Origin of the sequence: Pseudomonas sp. JS3066, assembly GCF_036328175.1 — a bacterium.
GTDB lineage: Bacteria > Pseudomonadota > Gammaproteobacteria > Pseudomonadales > Pseudomonadaceae > Metapseudomonas.
In genome coordinates this window covers 4,375,935-4,390,655 of the sequence record NZ_CP143312.1, presented here as the reverse complement: position 1 = coordinate 4,390,655, position 14,721 = coordinate 4,375,935, and the positions used below count along the sequence as shown (strand labels likewise).

The following is a 14,721-nucleotide window of genomic DNA, read 5'->3' as shown; positions in this document are numbered from 1 at the left end:
CCACAACCCGAAAATCTTCCCAGGAGCAGGCCAATGCCTACTGCGCTTCTCGTCCTCGCCTTGTCCGCATTTGCGATAGGCACAACCGAATTCGTCATCATGGGCCTGCTGCCCGAGGTAGCTGCCGACCTTGGCGTGTCCATTCCCGGCGCCGGCTGGCTGGTCACCGGCTATGCCCTGGGCGTGGCCATCGGCGCACCGTTCATGGCGCTGGTCACCTCGAAGCTGCCACGCAAGCGCGCTCTGCTGGTCCTGATGGGCGTGTTCATCATTGGTAACCTGCTTTGCGCCATCGCCGCCAACTACGGCCTGCTGATGTTGGCTCGAGTCGTCACCGCACTCTGCCATGGCGCCTTCTTCGGTATCGGTTCTGTGGTGGCGGCGAGCCTGGTGCCGGCCAACCGCAAGGCCTCCGCCGTCGCCCTGATGTTCACCGGCCTGACCCTGGCCAACGTGCTTGGCGTTCCTCTGGGCACCGCCCTGGGCCAGGCCGCCGGTTGGCGCTCGACCTTCTGGGCCGTGACCCTGATCGGCATCGCCGCTCTGATCGGCCTGTGGCGGGTGCTGCCGCGCCAGGACGATGAAGAAGCCACCGACATCCGTGCCGAGTTCGCCGCCCTGCGTGGTGCCGGGCTGTGGCTGGCTCTGTCCACCACCGTGCTGTTCTCCGCCGCGGTGTTCTGCATCTTTACCTACGTCGCGCCGTTGCTTGGCGAGGTGACCGGTATTTCGCCCCGAGGTGTGACCTGGAGCCTGTTGCTGATCGGGCTTGGTCTGACGCTGGGCAACGTGATCGGTGGCCGCCTGGCCGACTGGAAGCTGGCGCAGACCCTGATGGGGGTATTCGTCGCGCTGGCTGTTGCCTCCAGTGCCCTGACCTGGACCAGCGCTGCGCTGATCCCCACGGAAATCACGCTGTTCCTCTGGGCGACGGCCGCCTTCGCCGCGGTGCCGGCCCTACAGGTCAACGTTGTGAACTTCGGCAGTGCCGCGCCGAACCTGGTTTCCACCCTGAACATCGGCGCCTTCAACGTAGGCAATGCCCTTGGTGCCTGGGTCGGAGGCCTGGTCATCAGCCAGGGCTACGGCCTCACCACAGTTCCCCTGGCCGCTGCCGTGCTGGCGATCCTCGCCCTGATAGCGACCCTGCTCACCTTCAGCAACCGTACTCCCGAGCTGCAAGCGGCTCTCGACTGACCCGAGGTAAACGACATGCCCACGCTTTTCGACCCCATCAAGATCGGCGATCTGGAACTTTCCAACCGCATCATCATGGCGCCGCTGACCCGCTGCCGCGCCGACGAGGGCCGCGTGCCCAATGCGCTGATGGCGGAGTACTACACCCAGCGCGCGTCCGCCGGGCTGATCATCAGCGAAGCCACTTCCGTCACTCCCCTGGGTGTCGGCTACCCGGACACCCCCGGCATCTGGTCCGACGAGCAGGTGAAGGGTTGGAGCAACGTCACCAAGGCCGTCCACGCCAACGGCGGCAAGATCGTCCTGCAGCTGTGGCACGTAGGCCGCATCTCCGACCCCAGCTACCTGGGTGGCGACGCGCCCGTGGCGCCCAGCGCCATCGCGGCCAAGGGGCACGTCAGCCTGCTGCGCCCGCTGCGTGACTATCCGGTGCCGCGTGCCCTGGAAACCGAAGAGATCGCCGACATCGTCGAGGCCTATCGAGTCGGCGCGGAGAACGCCCAGGCTGCTGGTTTCGATGGCGTGGAAATCCACGCTGCCAACGGCTACCTGCTGGATCAGTTCCTCCAGGACGGCACCAACAAGCGCACTGACCAGTACGGCGGCTCCATCGAAAACCGCGCGCGTCTTCTGCTGGAAGTGACTGATGCCGCGATCAAGGTGTGGGGCGCTGGCCGCGTAGGCGTGCATCTGGCTCCGCGTGCCGATTCCCACGACATGGGGGATTCCGACCTGGCGGCTACCTTCGGCTATGTCGCCCGTGAACTGGGCAAGCGTGGCGTCGCCTTCATCTGTGCCCGCGAGAAGGAGGGCGAAGACAGCCTGTCACCGCAACTGAAGGAAGCCTTCGGCGGCGTGTTCATCGCCAACGAGCGCTTCACCCGGGACAGCGCCAGTGCCTGGCTGGAAAGTGGCAAGGCCGATGCCGTGGCCTTTGGCATTCCCTTCATCGCCAACCCCGACCTGCCTGAGCGTCTGCGCCTGGATGCACCGTTGAACGAGCCGCGTCCGGAGCTCTTCTACGCCAAGGGTCCGGTGGGCTACATCGACTATCCGCGCCTGTAACAGCGCAACAGGCCTTGTAGGGGTGAATTCATTCGACAAGGGCCGCGCCGCGGCCCCGAGGTGGCTTTGCCTGCGTGCAGGCCTTCGGCCTGCCTGGGAAATGAATTCGCCCCTACAGTTATCTTGGCGAGATCAAATTTCCGATTCCTCTGGTAGCTTTGCTTCCATTGTCCGTCCGTCGGGATCGCCCCAGGGGGAACCCGGTGGCGATTCGTGTGACCAATGGAGTCCGGCCTGAGTCTCTGGGCCGTCAGCGACATGCCAAAGGAAGCCCGCATGCACAAATCGATACGCCCCCTCGTTGCCCTGCTCGCCGCTCTGGCGTTGCCCGTCCACGCGAGCTGGTACCTGGACAACGAGTCATCGCGGATCTCCTTTATCTCCACCAAGTCCGGCAGCATCTCCGAGGTACACCGCTTCCTCACCCTGCACGGCAAGATCGGCAAGGATGGCAAGGCCAACCTGCGCGTGGAGCTGGAGTCAGTGAGCACTGGCGTGCCGCTGCGCGACCAGCGCCTGCGGGATCAGTTCTTCGAAATCGCCAAGTACCCCGAGGCCGAGGCCAGCGCCCAACTTGACCTGCGTCCGATCACCGACCTGGCACCTGGTGCACAACTGGAGCTGGGCCTGCCGCTCACCGTGAAGATTCGCGAAAAGCAGCAGCAATACCGCGCGGAACTCCTGGCCACCCGCCTCGATGACCATCGCTTCCAGGTGGTGACCCTGGCGCCGTTGGTGCTCCAGGTGGAGGACTTCGGCCTGACCACGGCGCTGGATGGCCTGCGCAAGCTCGCCGGCCTGCCGGGCATCAGCCTGTCGGTGCCGGTGGGGGCCGTGCTGATCTTCACGGAGCGCTGATGGGGCAGATCTTCCCCTGGAAGTCCGGCAACCGCCTCGAGTTGCTGATTGACGGACCGCAGTTCTTCCCGATCATGCTCACCGCCATTGCACGGGCCGAGTACCAGGTTGCGCTGGAGTTGTACCTGGTGGAAGACGGCCGTTGCAGCGAAGCGCTGGTAGATGCGTTGTGCGTTGCTGCCGTGCGCGGAGTGCGCGTGCGTTGCCTGTTCGATGATTTCGGCAGCCTGAAACTTGGCAGGGTGCTTCGCGAGCGACTCAACGATGCCGGGGTGCTGCTGCAGTTCTACAACCCGCTGCGCTGGCGGCGCGGCTTCAGGAACCTGTATCGCGACCATCGCAAGATCCTCGTGGTGGATGACCGACTGGCATTCGTGGGCGGCACCGGCGCCACCGACGAATTCTGGGACCCGGCGCAGGAAGCCAGCCGTTGGCACGAGGTGATGGTCGCAATCGAGGGCCCGCTGGTGGCGCACTGGCAATTGATCTTCGACTACCAGTGGCTGGCCAACCTCGGCCGCCGCCCCTGGAAATCGGGCGATGCGCCGGGCCTGGCGCATCTGCCACCCTATCCGGCGGTGGGCGAGGGGCTTGGTCGCCTGGCCTACGCCGATGCCAGCCAGCATCGCGACATCGTCCAGTCGCTGGTGCGCAGTATCCGCACGGCGCGCAATCGTGTGTGGCTGGCGACGCCCTACTTCCTGCCGAGCTGGAAGGTTCGCCGTGCCCTGATCAAGGCCGCACGACAGGGGGTCGAAGTGCGCCTGCTGCTCACCAGCCGTCACACCGACCACCCGCCGATACGCTTCGCTGGCCAGCGCTACTACCCGCGCCTCCTGCGTGCCGGCGTGCGGATATTCGAGTACCAGCAGCGCTTCCTGCATCTGAAAATGGTGCTGGCCGATGACTGGGTCAGCGTCGGCTCCTGCAACTTCGACCACTGGAACCTGCGCTTCAACCTCGAGGCCAACGTGGAGGCGCTGGACCAGAACTTCACTCAGGCGGTCGATGCCTGCATGCGCCAGGATTTCTCCGATAGTCGCGAGATCACTATGGACGACTGGCATGCCCGGCCCCTGATCAAACGCTTGCGCCAGCGCCTTTGGGGATGGCTGGACCGTCTGGTGGTGAATCTGCTTGACCGCCGCCGCTAGCGGCACGGGAATGGCCGCCGCACTTTCGTCGGGTGTCTGCGGATCGATGCCGGGCTAGGCTTGCTCCACAACAACAAGAGGGAGTGGCTGCATGGGCCGCCGATACCTGCCGATCCTGCTGCTGTGCGCCGTGCTGGGCGGCTGTTCCACCCCAGGTGCGTTCTTCGGTGCAACCGAGGGACCGGCCTTCCAGTCCATTGCGCCGAGCGATGGCGAGCACGCGCTGGTCTACCTCTATCGGCCGCAAAGCCAATGGGCCGACCAGGAACTGGAAGCACCTGGCATCTTCCTCAATAACGAACTGATCGGCAGCCTGCCGAGCAATGGCTACCAGGCATTGGAATTCGAAGCCGCCAGCTACAAGCTGGAAGTGCGTCGGCCCCTGTTCGGCAGCTACTGGACCCTGTTCGCCGACGGTCCACTGGACTTCACCCTGGTCACTTCCTTTGCTCTGGACGCCAGCGCCGGTCGAACCTACTTCCTGCGCTACGACGAACTGGACCCGCCGCCGAAGAACAGCGAACAGCCCGGCGCGGGCAACGGTCCACTGCAACTGGTGGAGGAATCCCTGGGCAGCCAGGAAATCACTGCCACCCGTCAGGTGCAGCCGATCGAGCGGGTTGCCGCCAGCGGTGAAGTGGTACGCCCTCAGGAGGGTTTCTGGCGCGGCGTGGGCCGGGCGCTGGATAAGATTGGCATCTGACGCTTGGCATTCCTGTAGTAGGGGCCTATTACCCGCGATCGAAAGACGCCGTGGATAATTGGCTACCCTTTGAAGCCTCAGGGCTTCCAATCCAGGAGGATGCGAAATGGCCGCGAAGAAGATTCTGATGCTGGTCGGCGACTACGCCGAAGACTACGAAACCATGGTGCCGTTCCAGGCCCTGCTGATGGTGGGTCACACGGTGCACGCCGTGTGCCCGGACAAGATCGCCGGCCAGAGCGTGCGCACCGCCATCCATGACTTCGAAGGTGACCAGACCTACAGCGAGAAGCCTGGCCACAACTTTGCCCTCAACTTCGACTTCGCCAAGGTCAAGGCAGAGGACTACGACGCCCTGTTGATCCCGGGGGGGCGCGCGCCGGAGTACCTGCGCCTGAACGCTGCCGTGTTGGAGTTGGTGAAGGCCTTCGACAAGACGGGCAAGCCCATTGCCGCGGTCTGCCATGGCGCCCAACTACTGGCGGCCGCCGGCGTGCTGGAGGGGCGCGAGTGCAGCGCTTATCCGGCGTGCGGCCCGGAAGTCAGGCTCGCCGGTGGCCAGTTTGTGGATATCCCGGTGGATGCTGCCCACACCCAGGGCAATCTGGTCACCGCCCCGGCCTGGCCGGCTCACCCTGCCTGGCTGGCAGGTTTCCTCAAGCTGCTCGGGACGAAGATCGAGCTGTGAGGTGCGTAGGGTGGAAACCGTTTTAGGTTTCCACCACCGAGGTCGTGCCGGCCTCCGAGGGTGGATTGGTGAAGCGTGATCCACCCTGCGCCGATGCACCACACCATGAACCTGGAGGCACCCATGTGCGAGCTGTACGTCAAGGCCGATCCCATCCTCTACGAGTCCCGCTCGCGCTCGCTGCGAATCCGCGGGGTCGTGACCACCCTGCGCCTGGAAAACCAGTTCTGGGACATCCTGCGAGAGATCGCCGAGGTGGATGGCATGACCACCAACCAACTCATCACCAAGCTCTACGACGAGGTGATGGAGTACCGCGGCGAGGTGATCAACTTTGCCTCTTTCCTGCGGGTGAGCTGCACCCGCTATCTGGCTCAGCGGCGCGCCACGGTCGTCGAGCTGCCAAAGGCGCGAGCGCAGGGCTGAGACCTTAAACCACCTGTTCGACCCAGTCGTTCAGGTTGTAGTAGTTGGTCACGCGGGCGATCTTGCCGCAGTGGATGTGGAAGAAGGCGCCCGCTGGCAGCACGTAGGTCTGGCCCTTGGCCGGCGGCAGGCCCTCATCGTCGGACAGGTACTGGCCGTGCACCACGAACTCGGCGGCGGCGCGGCTGCCGTCGGCACTTTGCATGACCACGATGTCTGACAGTCGCTCCTTATAGCAGCGGTTCATTTTGTCCATGAAAGCTGCGAAAGCGGCCTTGCCCTGCTGGCGTTCGCCCTGGTTGATGTCGTGCACCACATCCTCGCTGAGCAGGGCGAGGAAGGCCGGCATGTCGCTGGCGTTGAAGGCGGCGTAATAGGCTTGCACCAGTTCGGTAGCGGTCATGGTTGGGTTCCTGTCGCAATGGGGTCATTCGGTCCGTGCCCGGCATGATAGGTTCTTGACCCAGGCCCGGCTTAGCCAGGGGCGTCATCCACATCGCCAGAACGACCGCTCCCATGCAGATCCGACTTCTCCAGGGCGCTGCCATCGCGCCCCACATTGAAGACCTCGCACGCCTTCGACTGACGGTTTTCCGCGAGTTTCCCTATCTCTACGATGGCACGCTGGAATATGAAGCGCGCTACCTCTCGACCTATGCCGAATCGCCGGAGAGCCTGTTCGTCCTGGCCCTGGATGACCAGCGCGTCGTAGGTGCTTCCACTGGCCTGCCGATGGCGGATGAAACGGAGGAGTTCCAGCGGCCCTTCCGCGAGCGGGGCTGGGACCCGAAGCGCATCTTCTACTTCGGTGAGTCCGTGCTGCAGGCCGAATACCGGGGCAGTGGTCTGGGCGTGCGCTTCTTCGCCGAGCGCGAGGGGTACGCACGGCGCCTGGGTCGTTTTCGCCATTGCGCCTTCTGCGCGGTGGAACGACCGGACGATCATCCACGACGGCCTCCGGGCTACCAGCCGCTCAATGAGTTCTGGGCGCGGCGTGGCTATAGCCACCATCCGGAGCTGCGCACCGAATACCACTGGCGCGACCTGGACGAAGATTCGCAGTCGGCCAAACCCATGTCCTTCTGGCTCAAGGAGCTCACTCCATGATCAGGATCGCCGCCTGCCAGTACGCCATCGAACTGCATGAGAGCTGGGACGCCTACGCCGCACACCTGGAGGCAGTCTGCGCCGAGGCGTCAGCGACTGGCGCGAAACTGCTGGTGCTGCCCGAGTACGCCGGCCTGGTGCTGGCAGGCCAGTTGCCGCCGGATGAGCGGGGCGACCTGCAGGCGTCCATCGTCGGCATCCAGCCGCTCCTGCAGGACTGGCGAGCGCTGTGCGCCGGCATTGCCGCGAAGCGCGGTGTCTACTTGCAGCCCGGCAGCCTGCCGGTGCGTGACGCAGACGGGCGCTTTCGCAACCGCGCCTGGCTGTTCGGTCCGGGCGGCGAACTCGGCCATCAGGACAAGCTGATCATGACCCGTTTCGAGCGAGAGCAGTGGGGCATCGTGGCGGGGGAGGGGCTGAAGGTGTTCGACACGTCCCTGGGACGACTGGGCATCCTGATCTGCTACGACAACGAGTTCCCCATGCTGGCGCGTACCCTGGCCGAAGGCGGCGTCGACCTGATCCTCGCCCCCAGCTGCACCGACACCGAAGCCGGCTACAACCGTGTGCGCATCGGTGCCCAGGCGCGCGCACTGGAGAACCAGATCGCCGTGCTCCAGGCCCCCACCGTCGGCTTGGCGCCATGGTCGCCCGCGCTTGACGAGAACATCGGCCGCGCCGGCCTCTATGTGCCGCCGGACTATGGCATGCCGAGCAACGGCGTGATCGCCGAAAGCCCCGAACTCTGCCCCGCTTCCAGCCAGTGGCTGATCTGCGATCTGGATCTGGAGGAGGTGCGCCGTGTGCGTACGGAAGGGCAGGTGTTCACCCGGCGGGACTGGCCGGAGCAGTTCGAGCCGGAGCACCTGGCGCTTTTGTGATCGGGCTGGATTTTTTGCGTTGATGACGTTTCAGTGATGAAGGCAACTGGCTAGCATGGCGGCAATTTGATGCGTGTCGGTAAGGAGACCTTCATGAAACGCGCGTTGCTCTTGTCGCTGCTGCTGTCGCTGGCCGGCTGCAGGTCCATGAGTGGGCTAACCCTCGACGATGATTACAAAGGCCCGGACGCCGGTTATGTGGTGATCGGTTTTGGGGCGTCGGCCGGAACCCAGTACAGCAGCGTAGCGCTCTACTACGGGCGCTCCATGTTCAATGGCGGCAGCCTTGAAGAGTACAGTCGGTTCATGTACCCGCCGCTAATGCAGCCCTTTGCCAAACCCGATTTCCGAAGCGAGAAGGACGAGGGGATGGTACTGGCGGCAAAACTGGCTCCTGGCGAGTATGAGTTCGTCAATTACTCGGCCACTATTTTCCGCGGGAGTATCCTTCCACCCCTGGTCTATTCCGCAGCCGCGCCTTTCTCCATCCCGTTCATCGTGCGCCCCGGCGTTACGACCTACCTGGGCAACTACCAGGCGGTCGCTTCGGAGGGCAGGGGCCTACTGGGGGCATGCGGGAAGGGCCGCCCATTTTCCTGCTGCAGGACCAGTCGGAACGTGACATCGCGCTGGCGCGCAAGCGTGAGCCCAAGCTGTTCAAGGCCGTCGACAATGCGACTCCCAAGGCTGCCTGGATCAAGCGCGAGTTCTTCGTCGAAGAGATCCCGCCGGAGGTCCTCAGCAAGCAACGCGGCCGCATGAGTCTGCAGGAAATTCTCTGGGGCGGTTGAGCGCAGGTAAGGGCGCGGGGCCAGCCGGGCCCATGCGCCACGAAAGGACTCAGAAGTCTGTGAAGTAGGGCGCCGCAATCTCCGCGTAGCGACGGGCACCAATCTCGTTGAGGTGGTGATTGTCGTAGTAAATCAGCGTTCCATCCGCGTATGGGGCTTCCTCGAAGAGCGGATCCGCGGAAAGATCCAGGAAGCTCGCTGATGGATGCTTGGCGACGATCTGGGCGACCAGTTGATTGGCTGCCTGCCATTGATCATTCATCTTGCGGCTGACGGGAAGGCCCAATTGATCGAAACGGGTCATGCGCTGCATGTTCGAGTCGAACATTGGTAATTGAGCCATTACCAGAACTTTCTGGCCGCGTGCGTCGGCTCCTTGCAGAAACTTCTCGAATGCTTGGAGAAAGGCGGTGCTCTGGGTCTGGTACTGCCACATGGCAGCAATGACGATCTTGGGCGCCTGTTCGAGATAAGGGGCCGCCGCCTGGATCTGCGCGCGGCACGCAGCCTGTGCCCAGTCGGGCAGCCGCTCCACGTCGAAGCCTGGGATGGTAACGCAACTGCTCCCGCTGATGATGCGTGCAGCGAGCTTATCGGTCTTGCCCACCGCGTCGAAGAACAGGTTCAACTGCGCAGCATGGCTGTCCCCGAGTACCAGCAGAGGCTGCTTGCCATCTCGATCGCCATGGATGCAGTCGCCGACCAGCTTGCCATGGCAGATTTCTGCATCCACGGCGTATTGGGTCTGTTCGACGGGAAGACTCTCCACCAACCCTCGATTGAGTTCGCTGGAAAGGGCGATCAGCGGCGCCGCCAGAGCGAGTATCGCCGCTATGCGCAGCCACGCGGTATGGCGATTGGGAGCGGAGCGGAAGGGCTGCTCGATCCAGCGATACGACAGATAGGAGAGCAAGAGGGTCAGGACCGCAAAAAGGGCCAGATGCTCAGGTGTCAGCTCGTACTGGCCCGTGTAGTAGCGGATAGCCGCCAAGACCGGCCAATGCCAGAGATAAAGCGAGTAGGACAAACCGCCAATCCATACCATGGGGGCTGCAGAAAGCAGCACCGTCACCGGTCCGCGTCGCGCGGCCATCATCATTACGGCGCCGAGGCACGGCAGCAGGGCGATCCAGCCCGGAAAACCGCGGGATTCGTCGATCAAGGACACGCTGGTGAGTACCAGCAGAAGCCCCGCCAGCGCGAGCGCTGGCACGAGGCGTGGCGAGGAGAAGCCTGCGGGTTTCCAGAGGGCCAGGGTTGCGCCAACCAGAAACTCCGGGATTCGGGCCAGCAATGAAAAGTAGACAGCCTGCCGATTTGCGTTGTCGTTCAACTGGTAGCCGACGTAGGCGGTCAACGCCAGCGCAATGCCGGGCAGCAGGAATCGATTGAGTCGACGCGGCATGAGCAGAACGAGCGGCAACAGCAGATAGAACTGCATCTCCACCGCGAGCGACCAGGTGTGCAGGAGCGGTAATTCGTGAGCGCTAGGGGCGAAATAGTCACCGAAATCGGCGAAGTGATTGTTGCTGCTGAAATAGAGCGCCGAGTTCAGGCTTTTCTTGAAGAAGCGGAAATCGTCCGGCACAAGGAATACCGCCATCACCGCGGCGACCACTGCCAGCAGAACCAGGTAGGCCGGGGCGATGCGACGGAATCGGCTTAGGTAGAAGTCGACGAAGTTGAAGCGATTGCCTTCCTGCTGCCGCAGGATGATCGATGTGATCAGGAAGCCAGATATCACCAGGAAGATGTCGACGCCGATGAAGCCGCCAGGCAGCCAATCCTTGTTTGCGTGGAACAGGATCACCGCCAGCACTGCAATGGCTCTTAGCCCCTGGATGTCATTTCGCACCGAAAGATCCGAGACCTTGGACGCTTTGAGCTGTGCAGCGCCGTTCCGGGCGTCGTGCCCGATATAGGTGTTCATGCGTGGCGGTTTCCCCGGGTCCAGACCGCTCCAATCTCGCAGACAGCAATGCTGCCCAGTTACAAAAATGCCCGGCACGAGGCCGGGCATCTCATTCGGCGCGTGGCCGTTACTTCACTTCCACCGCCAGGTTCTCGGCGATCTTCTGTTGCCAGATCGCCGGGCCGGTGATGTGGACCGACTCGCCGTTGGTATCGACGGCGACGGTGACCGGCATGTCCTTCACGTCGAACTCGTAGATGGCTTCCATACCGAGTTCGGCGAAGGCCAGGACCTTGGACTTCTTGATCGCCTGGGCCACCAGGTAGGCGGCGCCGCCGACGGCCATCAGGTAGACAGCCTTGTTGTCCTTGATCGCTTCGATGGCGATAGGGCCACGCTCGGACTTGCCGATCATACCCAGCAGGCCGGTGCTTTCGAGGATCTGGCGGGTGAACTTGTCCATGCGGGTCGCGGTGGTCGGGCCAGCCGGGCCAACCACTTCATCACCGACCGGATCGACCGGGCCGACGTAATAGATGAAGCGGCCTTTCAGGTCCACCGGCAGTTCTTCGCCCTTGTTCAGCATGTCGACCATGCGCTTGTGCGCGGCGTCGCGGCCGGTGAGCATCTTGCCGTTGAGCAGCAGGGTTTCGCCCGGCTTCCAGCTCTGCACTTCTTCCGGGGTGATCTTGTCCAGGTCGACGCGGCGAGCGGACGGGCCGGCTTCCCAGACGATCTCCGGGTAGGCGTCCAGCGGCGGGGCTTCCAGTTCGGCGGGGCCGGAGCCGTCGAGCACGAAGTGGGCGTGCCGGGTAGCCGCGCAGTTGGGGATCATGCACACCGGCAAGGAGGCGGCGTGGGTCGGGTAGTCCATGATCTTCACGTCGAGCACGGTGGTCAGGCCGCCCAGGCCCTGGGCGCCGATGCCCAGCTGGTTGACCTTCTCGAACAGCTCGAGGCGCATTTCCTCGATCTTGTTCTGCGGACCGCGGGCCTTCAGCTCGTGGATGTCGATCGGGTCCATCAGGACTTCCTTCGCCATCACCGCAGCCTTCTCGGCGGTACCACCGATACCGATGCCGAGCATGCCCGGCGGGCACCAGCCGGCGCCCATGGTCGGGACGGTTTTCAGTACCCAGTCGACGATGGAGTCGGACGGGTTGAGCATGGCCATCTTCGACTTGTTCTCGGAGCCGCCGCCCTTGGCTGCGACGTCCACTTCCACGGTGTTGCCGGGAACGATGGAGTAGTGGATGACCGCCGGGGTGTTGTCCTTGGTGTTCTTACGGCTGCCTGCCGGGTCGGCCAGGATGGACGCGCGCAGGACGTTCTCGGGCAGGTTGTAGGCGCGACGCACACCCTCGTTGATCATGTCGTCCACGCTCATGGTGGCGCCGTCCCAGCGCACGTCCATGCCGACGCGGACGAACACGGTGACGATACCGGTGTCCTGGCAGATCGGGCGGTGGCCGGTGGCGCACATGCGCGAATTGATCAGGATCTGCGCCATGGAGTCGCGCGCGGCGGGCGACTCTTCACGCAGATAGGCCTCATGCATGGCCTGGATGAAATCCACGGGATGGTAGTAGGAGATGAACTGCAGGGCGTCGGCGACACTCTGGATCAGATCATCTTGCTTGATCACGGTCATGTGGGCGCTCCTCTTGGAGGGAACATCAGGGAAGCGCCGGACCACGACCCGGCGCGCGAGGCTAAAAAAGGCGCGGCAGTATAGCGCGTGGTGCCATTCGGGCACAGTCGCCGGTAGTCGACCTTGGTCGGTTGTCGGCCACATCCTACAGGCTAGGAAATTTGTGATCACAGGCGTACATTGAAGGCATGGTGCCATTACGGGAAGGAGCCCCATGAGCCCATCCAGCCAGCGGGTCAGCCATAGAGCCTTGCAGAGTTTGCTGTTGAAGCGCTTCGGTATGGCAGTGGCTACCTACTCGATGGTCCTGCTTTTGTGCTGGGTCGCGATGATCGGTGGCTTGTTCCGGGTTTCGGCGAGCACCGCCCTGATCGGCTCCGGCTTCGTCGCCCTGTCCCAGTTCGTCCTGTTCTGGCTGTTCATGAGCGGGCACAACCTGCGCTTTTCCGATCCCAGCCTGACCGAGCCCCAGGTGCTGCTGGCGCTGGCCTGGAACACTTGGCTGATGTCCATGGTCGACACCGCGAGGGGAACACTGCTGGCGGTTTATGTGCTGATCATGATGTTTGGCGTATTCCAGCTCAAACCGCGGGTATTCGCCCGCTGCGCGGCAGTCGGCTTCTTTGCTTTCGCCGGCCTCAATCTGTTTGAAGCCTACTGGATGCGCTTGCCCGATCCGGCCCTGGCGTTGTTGCAGGTTTGCGTGCTGTTCGTGTTGATGGTCTGGCTGAGCTTGTTCGCCAGCTATGTCCAGGCGCTGCGCCAGCGCATGCGTCAACGTCGCTTTGCCCTCCAGGCGCACCAGGACACCCTGCGTGGAATGATGCGTCAGTTGGAGGACCTGGTAGCCACCGACGAGCTGACCGGGCTGTTCAATCGCCGTCATTTCCTACGCCTGGCCAGTCGCGAGCTGGAGAACCTGACGCCGAACCGCCGGCATGGGCTGGCGCTGATCGACCTGGACCATTTCAAGCGAATCAATGATGTCCATGGCCATGCCGCCGGTGATCGGGTGTTGCAGACGTTCGCCGCCGTCGCGCGGGCGTGCCTGCGTGATGGCGATGTGCTTGCGCGCTACGGCGGCGAGGAGTTTGTCCTGCTCCTGCCCAACTGCGATGCAGACCGCCTTACCGCTTGTTGCGAGCGCCTGCGCCAGGCCTTTGAACAGGCCGAGCCGGTGGGCGTGCAGGTTGAGCGGTTGAGTCTGTCGGCGGGCATGACTCTGCTGACGGCCGGCGACGATCTGGATGATGCGCTGCAGCGTGCGGATCAGGCACTCTATCGGGCGAAGCGCGGCGGACGTAACCGTTGCGATGCCGCCTGGGAGGGGCAGGGTGCCTGAACTTGAAGTTGCCGGAAAACACTGGAGCGTTGCACCTGCCAGCAACTTGCTGGATGCCCTGAATGCCGGCGGTTGCAACGTGCCCTTTAGCTGCCGCGCTGGCAGTTGCCACGCCTGCCTGGTTCGTTGCCTGTCTGGAGAACCGGCTGATGCCCTACCTGAGGCGCTGGATAGTGTCCGGCGTGCCGAAGGCTGGCGGTTGTCCTGCCAGTGCCTGGTAGTGCAGGACCTGGTGGTGGAGGTCTTCGATCCCGCTCGTGATGGTCTTGAGGCAGAAGTCGTCGGTATCGACTGGTTGGCTCCAGACGTCCTGCGCTTGCGGCTCGTGCCGCAGCGACCTCTGCGCTACAGCGCGGGTCAGCACCTTCTGCTATGGAACGACGAGGGTATTGCGCGGCCCTATTCCCTGGCCAGCCTGCCCGGTGTCGATGACTGCCTGGAATTTCATCTGGATTGCCGCAAGCCCGGCCTCTTCAGCGATCGGGCTCGTCGTCTGGCATTGGGCGAGAAGCTGCGCCTGGGCGAACTCCATGGCGGTGCACTTCACTACGATCCATCCTGGGATGCGCGGCCGCTACTGTTCCTCGCTTCGGGCACCGGTCTCGCGCCGCTCTGGGGGCTGCTGAGGGAGGCCTTGCGGCAGCATCACCAAGGCCCCATGCGCGTCATTCACCTGGCCCATGACGCCCAGGGCCACTACCTTGCCAACCCCCTTGCCGAGCTGGCCACAGCCCATCCAGGCCTGGAAGTCAGCCTGATCTCCCCGGCCGAGCTGCCAGAGGTTTTGGCGCAATTCCGCCTTGTTTCCCGCCAGACCATCGCCTTACTCTGCGGCCATCCTGCCAGCGTCGAAGAGTTTGCACGCCGGCTGTACCTGGCCGGCCTGCCCCGCAATCAGTTGCTGGCCGATACCTTCCTGACCCGCGAAGCCTGAAGTCGCGGGCCA

At 63.6% G+C, this 14,721-nt stretch carries 15 protein-coding genes; 12 read left to right on the top strand and 3 right to left on the bottom strand.

The window, feature by feature from the left end:
• Positions 1-33 precede the first annotated feature (33 nt).
• The 7 genes from SA496_RS20710 to SA496_RS20680 all read left to right on the top strand — a co-directional run bounded on the left by SA496_RS20710 (position 34) and on the right by SA496_RS20680 (position 6,091).
• On the top strand, positions 34-1,197 hold the full coding sequence (locus SA496_RS20710) for an MFS transporter (RefSeq protein WP_120654747.1): 1,164 nt from the start codon (positions 34-36) through the stop codon (positions 1,195-1,197).
• A gap of 15 nt (positions 1,198-1,212) precedes the next feature.
• The gene (locus SA496_RS20705; RefSeq protein WP_120654748.1) at positions 1,213-2,262 is read left to right on the top strand and encodes an alkene reductase; all 1,050 of its coding nucleotides are present in this window, start codon (positions 1,213-1,215) and stop codon (positions 2,260-2,262) included.
• A gap of 276 nt (positions 2,263-2,538) precedes the next feature.
• A complete protein-coding gene (locus SA496_RS20700) occupies positions 2,539-3,120 on the top strand; it encodes a YceI family protein (RefSeq protein WP_330114390.1) in 582 nt (193 codons plus the stop codon).
• Positions 3,120-4,274, top strand: a complete 1,155-nt coding sequence (locus SA496_RS20695; protein WP_120654750.1) for a phospholipase D-like domain-containing protein — start codon at positions 3,120-3,122, stop codon at positions 4,272-4,274. Before SA496_RS20700 ends, SA496_RS20695 begins: the two co-directional genes overlap by 1 nt.
• 91 nt (positions 4,275-4,365) lie before the next feature.
• Entirely contained in the window at positions 4,366-4,977 is a 612-nt protein-coding gene (locus tag SA496_RS20690; protein WP_330114389.1) for a DUF2846 domain-containing protein, read from the top strand.
• A gap of 106 nt (positions 4,978-5,083) precedes the next feature.
• Positions 5,084-5,665: a DJ-1/PfpI family protein gene (locus SA496_RS20685; protein WP_120654752.1), complete on the top strand. Its 582-nt coding sequence runs from the start codon at positions 5,084-5,086 to the stop codon at positions 5,663-5,665.
• A 123-nt stretch (positions 5,666-5,788) separates the two neighbouring features.
• A complete protein-coding gene (locus tag SA496_RS20680; RefSeq protein ID WP_120654753.1) occupies positions 5,789-6,091 on the top strand; it encodes a ribbon-helix-helix domain-containing protein in 303 nt (100 codons plus the stop codon).
• Between the two features lie 4 nt (positions 6,092-6,095).
• Here the strand turns inward: SA496_RS20680 and SA496_RS20675 are convergent, their stop codons facing one another.
• Positions 6,096-6,494, bottom strand: coding sequence for a nuclear transport factor 2 family protein (locus SA496_RS20675; RefSeq protein ID WP_120654754.1), 399 nt, complete (start codon positions 6,492-6,494; stop codon positions 6,096-6,098).
• 113 nt (positions 6,495-6,607) lie between these two features.
• Between SA496_RS20675 and SA496_RS20670 the strand changes: the two genes are divergently transcribed.
• The 3 genes from SA496_RS20670 (at position 6,608) to SA496_RS20660 (ending at position 8,870) form a co-directional block, all read left to right on the top strand.
• Entirely contained in the window at positions 6,608-7,198 is a 591-nt protein-coding gene (locus tag SA496_RS20670) for a GNAT family N-acetyltransferase (protein WP_330114388.1), read from the top strand.
• A complete protein-coding gene (locus SA496_RS20665) occupies positions 7,195-8,079 on the top strand; it encodes a carbon-nitrogen hydrolase family protein (RefSeq protein WP_330114387.1) in 885 nt (294 codons plus the stop codon). Before SA496_RS20670 ends, SA496_RS20665 begins: the two co-directional genes overlap by 4 nt.
• A gap of 572 nt (positions 8,080-8,651) precedes the next feature.
• Positions 8,652-8,870 (top strand): hypothetical protein, encoded by a 219-nt coding sequence (locus tag SA496_RS20660; RefSeq protein WP_330114386.1) that lies wholly within the window; start codon positions 8,652-8,654, stop codon positions 8,868-8,870.
• Positions 8,871-8,919: 49 nt separating this feature from the next.
• Here SA496_RS20660 and SA496_RS20655 read toward each other — a convergent pair whose 3' ends face one another.
• A complete protein-coding gene (locus SA496_RS20655; RefSeq protein ID WP_330114385.1) occupies positions 8,920-10,800 on the bottom strand; it encodes an acyltransferase family protein in 1,881 nt (626 codons plus the stop codon).
• A gap of 109 nt (positions 10,801-10,909) precedes the next feature.
• Complete coding sequence (locus SA496_RS20650) at positions 10,910-12,433, bottom strand: fumarate hydratase (protein WP_120654757.1); 1,524 nt, start codon at positions 12,431-12,433, stop codon at positions 10,910-10,912.
• Between the two features lie 214 nt (positions 12,434-12,647).
• Here SA496_RS20650 and SA496_RS20645 point away from each other — a divergent pair, with 214 nt between their 5' ends.
• Positions 12,648-13,775, top strand: coding sequence for a GGDEF domain-containing protein (locus SA496_RS20645; RefSeq protein ID WP_120654758.1), 1,128 nt, complete (start codon positions 12,648-12,650; stop codon positions 13,773-13,775).
• A complete protein-coding gene (locus tag SA496_RS20640) occupies positions 13,768-14,709 on the top strand; it encodes an iron-sulfur-binding ferredoxin reductase (RefSeq protein WP_120654759.1) in 942 nt (313 codons plus the stop codon). The genes SA496_RS20645 and SA496_RS20640 overlap by 8 nt, the downstream gene beginning before the upstream one ends.
• The last annotated feature ends 12 nt before the right edge of the window (positions 14,710-14,721 follow it).

Excerpts from the sequence above, each read along its gene's own strand:
- SA496_RS20710 (WP_120654747.1), top strand. The coding sequence starts at position 34 with ATGCCTACTGCGCTTCTCGTCCTCGCCTTGTCCGCATTTGCGATAGGC.
- SA496_RS20705 (WP_120654748.1), top strand. The coding sequence starts at position 1,213 with ATGCCCACGCTTTTCGACCCCATCAAGATCGGCGATCTGGAACTTTCC.
- SA496_RS20700 (WP_330114390.1), top strand. The coding sequence starts at position 2,539 with ATGCACAAATCGATACGCCCCCTCGTTGCCCTGCTCGCCGCTCTGGCG.
- SA496_RS20695 (WP_120654750.1), top strand. The coding sequence starts at position 3,120 with ATGGGGCAGATCTTCCCCTGGAAGTCCGGCAACCGCCTCGAGTTGCTG.
- SA496_RS20690 (WP_330114389.1), top strand. The coding sequence starts at position 4,366 with ATGGGCCGCCGATACCTGCCGATCCTGCTGCTGTGCGCCGTGCTGGGC.
- SA496_RS20685 (WP_120654752.1), top strand. The coding sequence starts at position 5,084 with ATGGCCGCGAAGAAGATTCTGATGCTGGTCGGCGACTACGCCGAAGAC.
- SA496_RS20680 (WP_120654753.1), top strand. The coding sequence starts at position 5,789 with ATGTGCGAGCTGTACGTCAAGGCCGATCCCATCCTCTACGAGTCCCGC.
- SA496_RS20675 (WP_120654754.1), bottom strand. The coding sequence starts at position 6,494 with ATGACCGCTACCGAACTGGTGCAAGCCTATTACGCCGCCTTCAACGCC.
- SA496_RS20670 (WP_330114388.1), top strand. The coding sequence starts at position 6,608 with ATGCAGATCCGACTTCTCCAGGGCGCTGCCATCGCGCCCCACATTGAA.
- SA496_RS20665 (WP_330114387.1), top strand. The coding sequence starts at position 7,195 with ATGATCAGGATCGCCGCCTGCCAGTACGCCATCGAACTGCATGAGAGC.
- SA496_RS20660 (WP_330114386.1), top strand. The coding sequence starts at position 8,652 with ATGCGGGAAGGGCCGCCCATTTTCCTGCTGCAGGACCAGTCGGAACGT.
- SA496_RS20655 (WP_330114385.1), bottom strand. The coding sequence starts at position 10,800 with ATGAACACCTATATCGGGCACGACGCCCGGAACGGCGCTGCACAGCTC.
- SA496_RS20650 (WP_120654757.1), bottom strand. The coding sequence starts at position 12,433 with ATGACCGTGATCAAGCAAGATGATCTGATCCAGAGTGTCGCCGACGCC.
- SA496_RS20645 (WP_120654758.1), top strand. The coding sequence starts at position 12,648 with ATGAGCCCATCCAGCCAGCGGGTCAGCCATAGAGCCTTGCAGAGTTTG.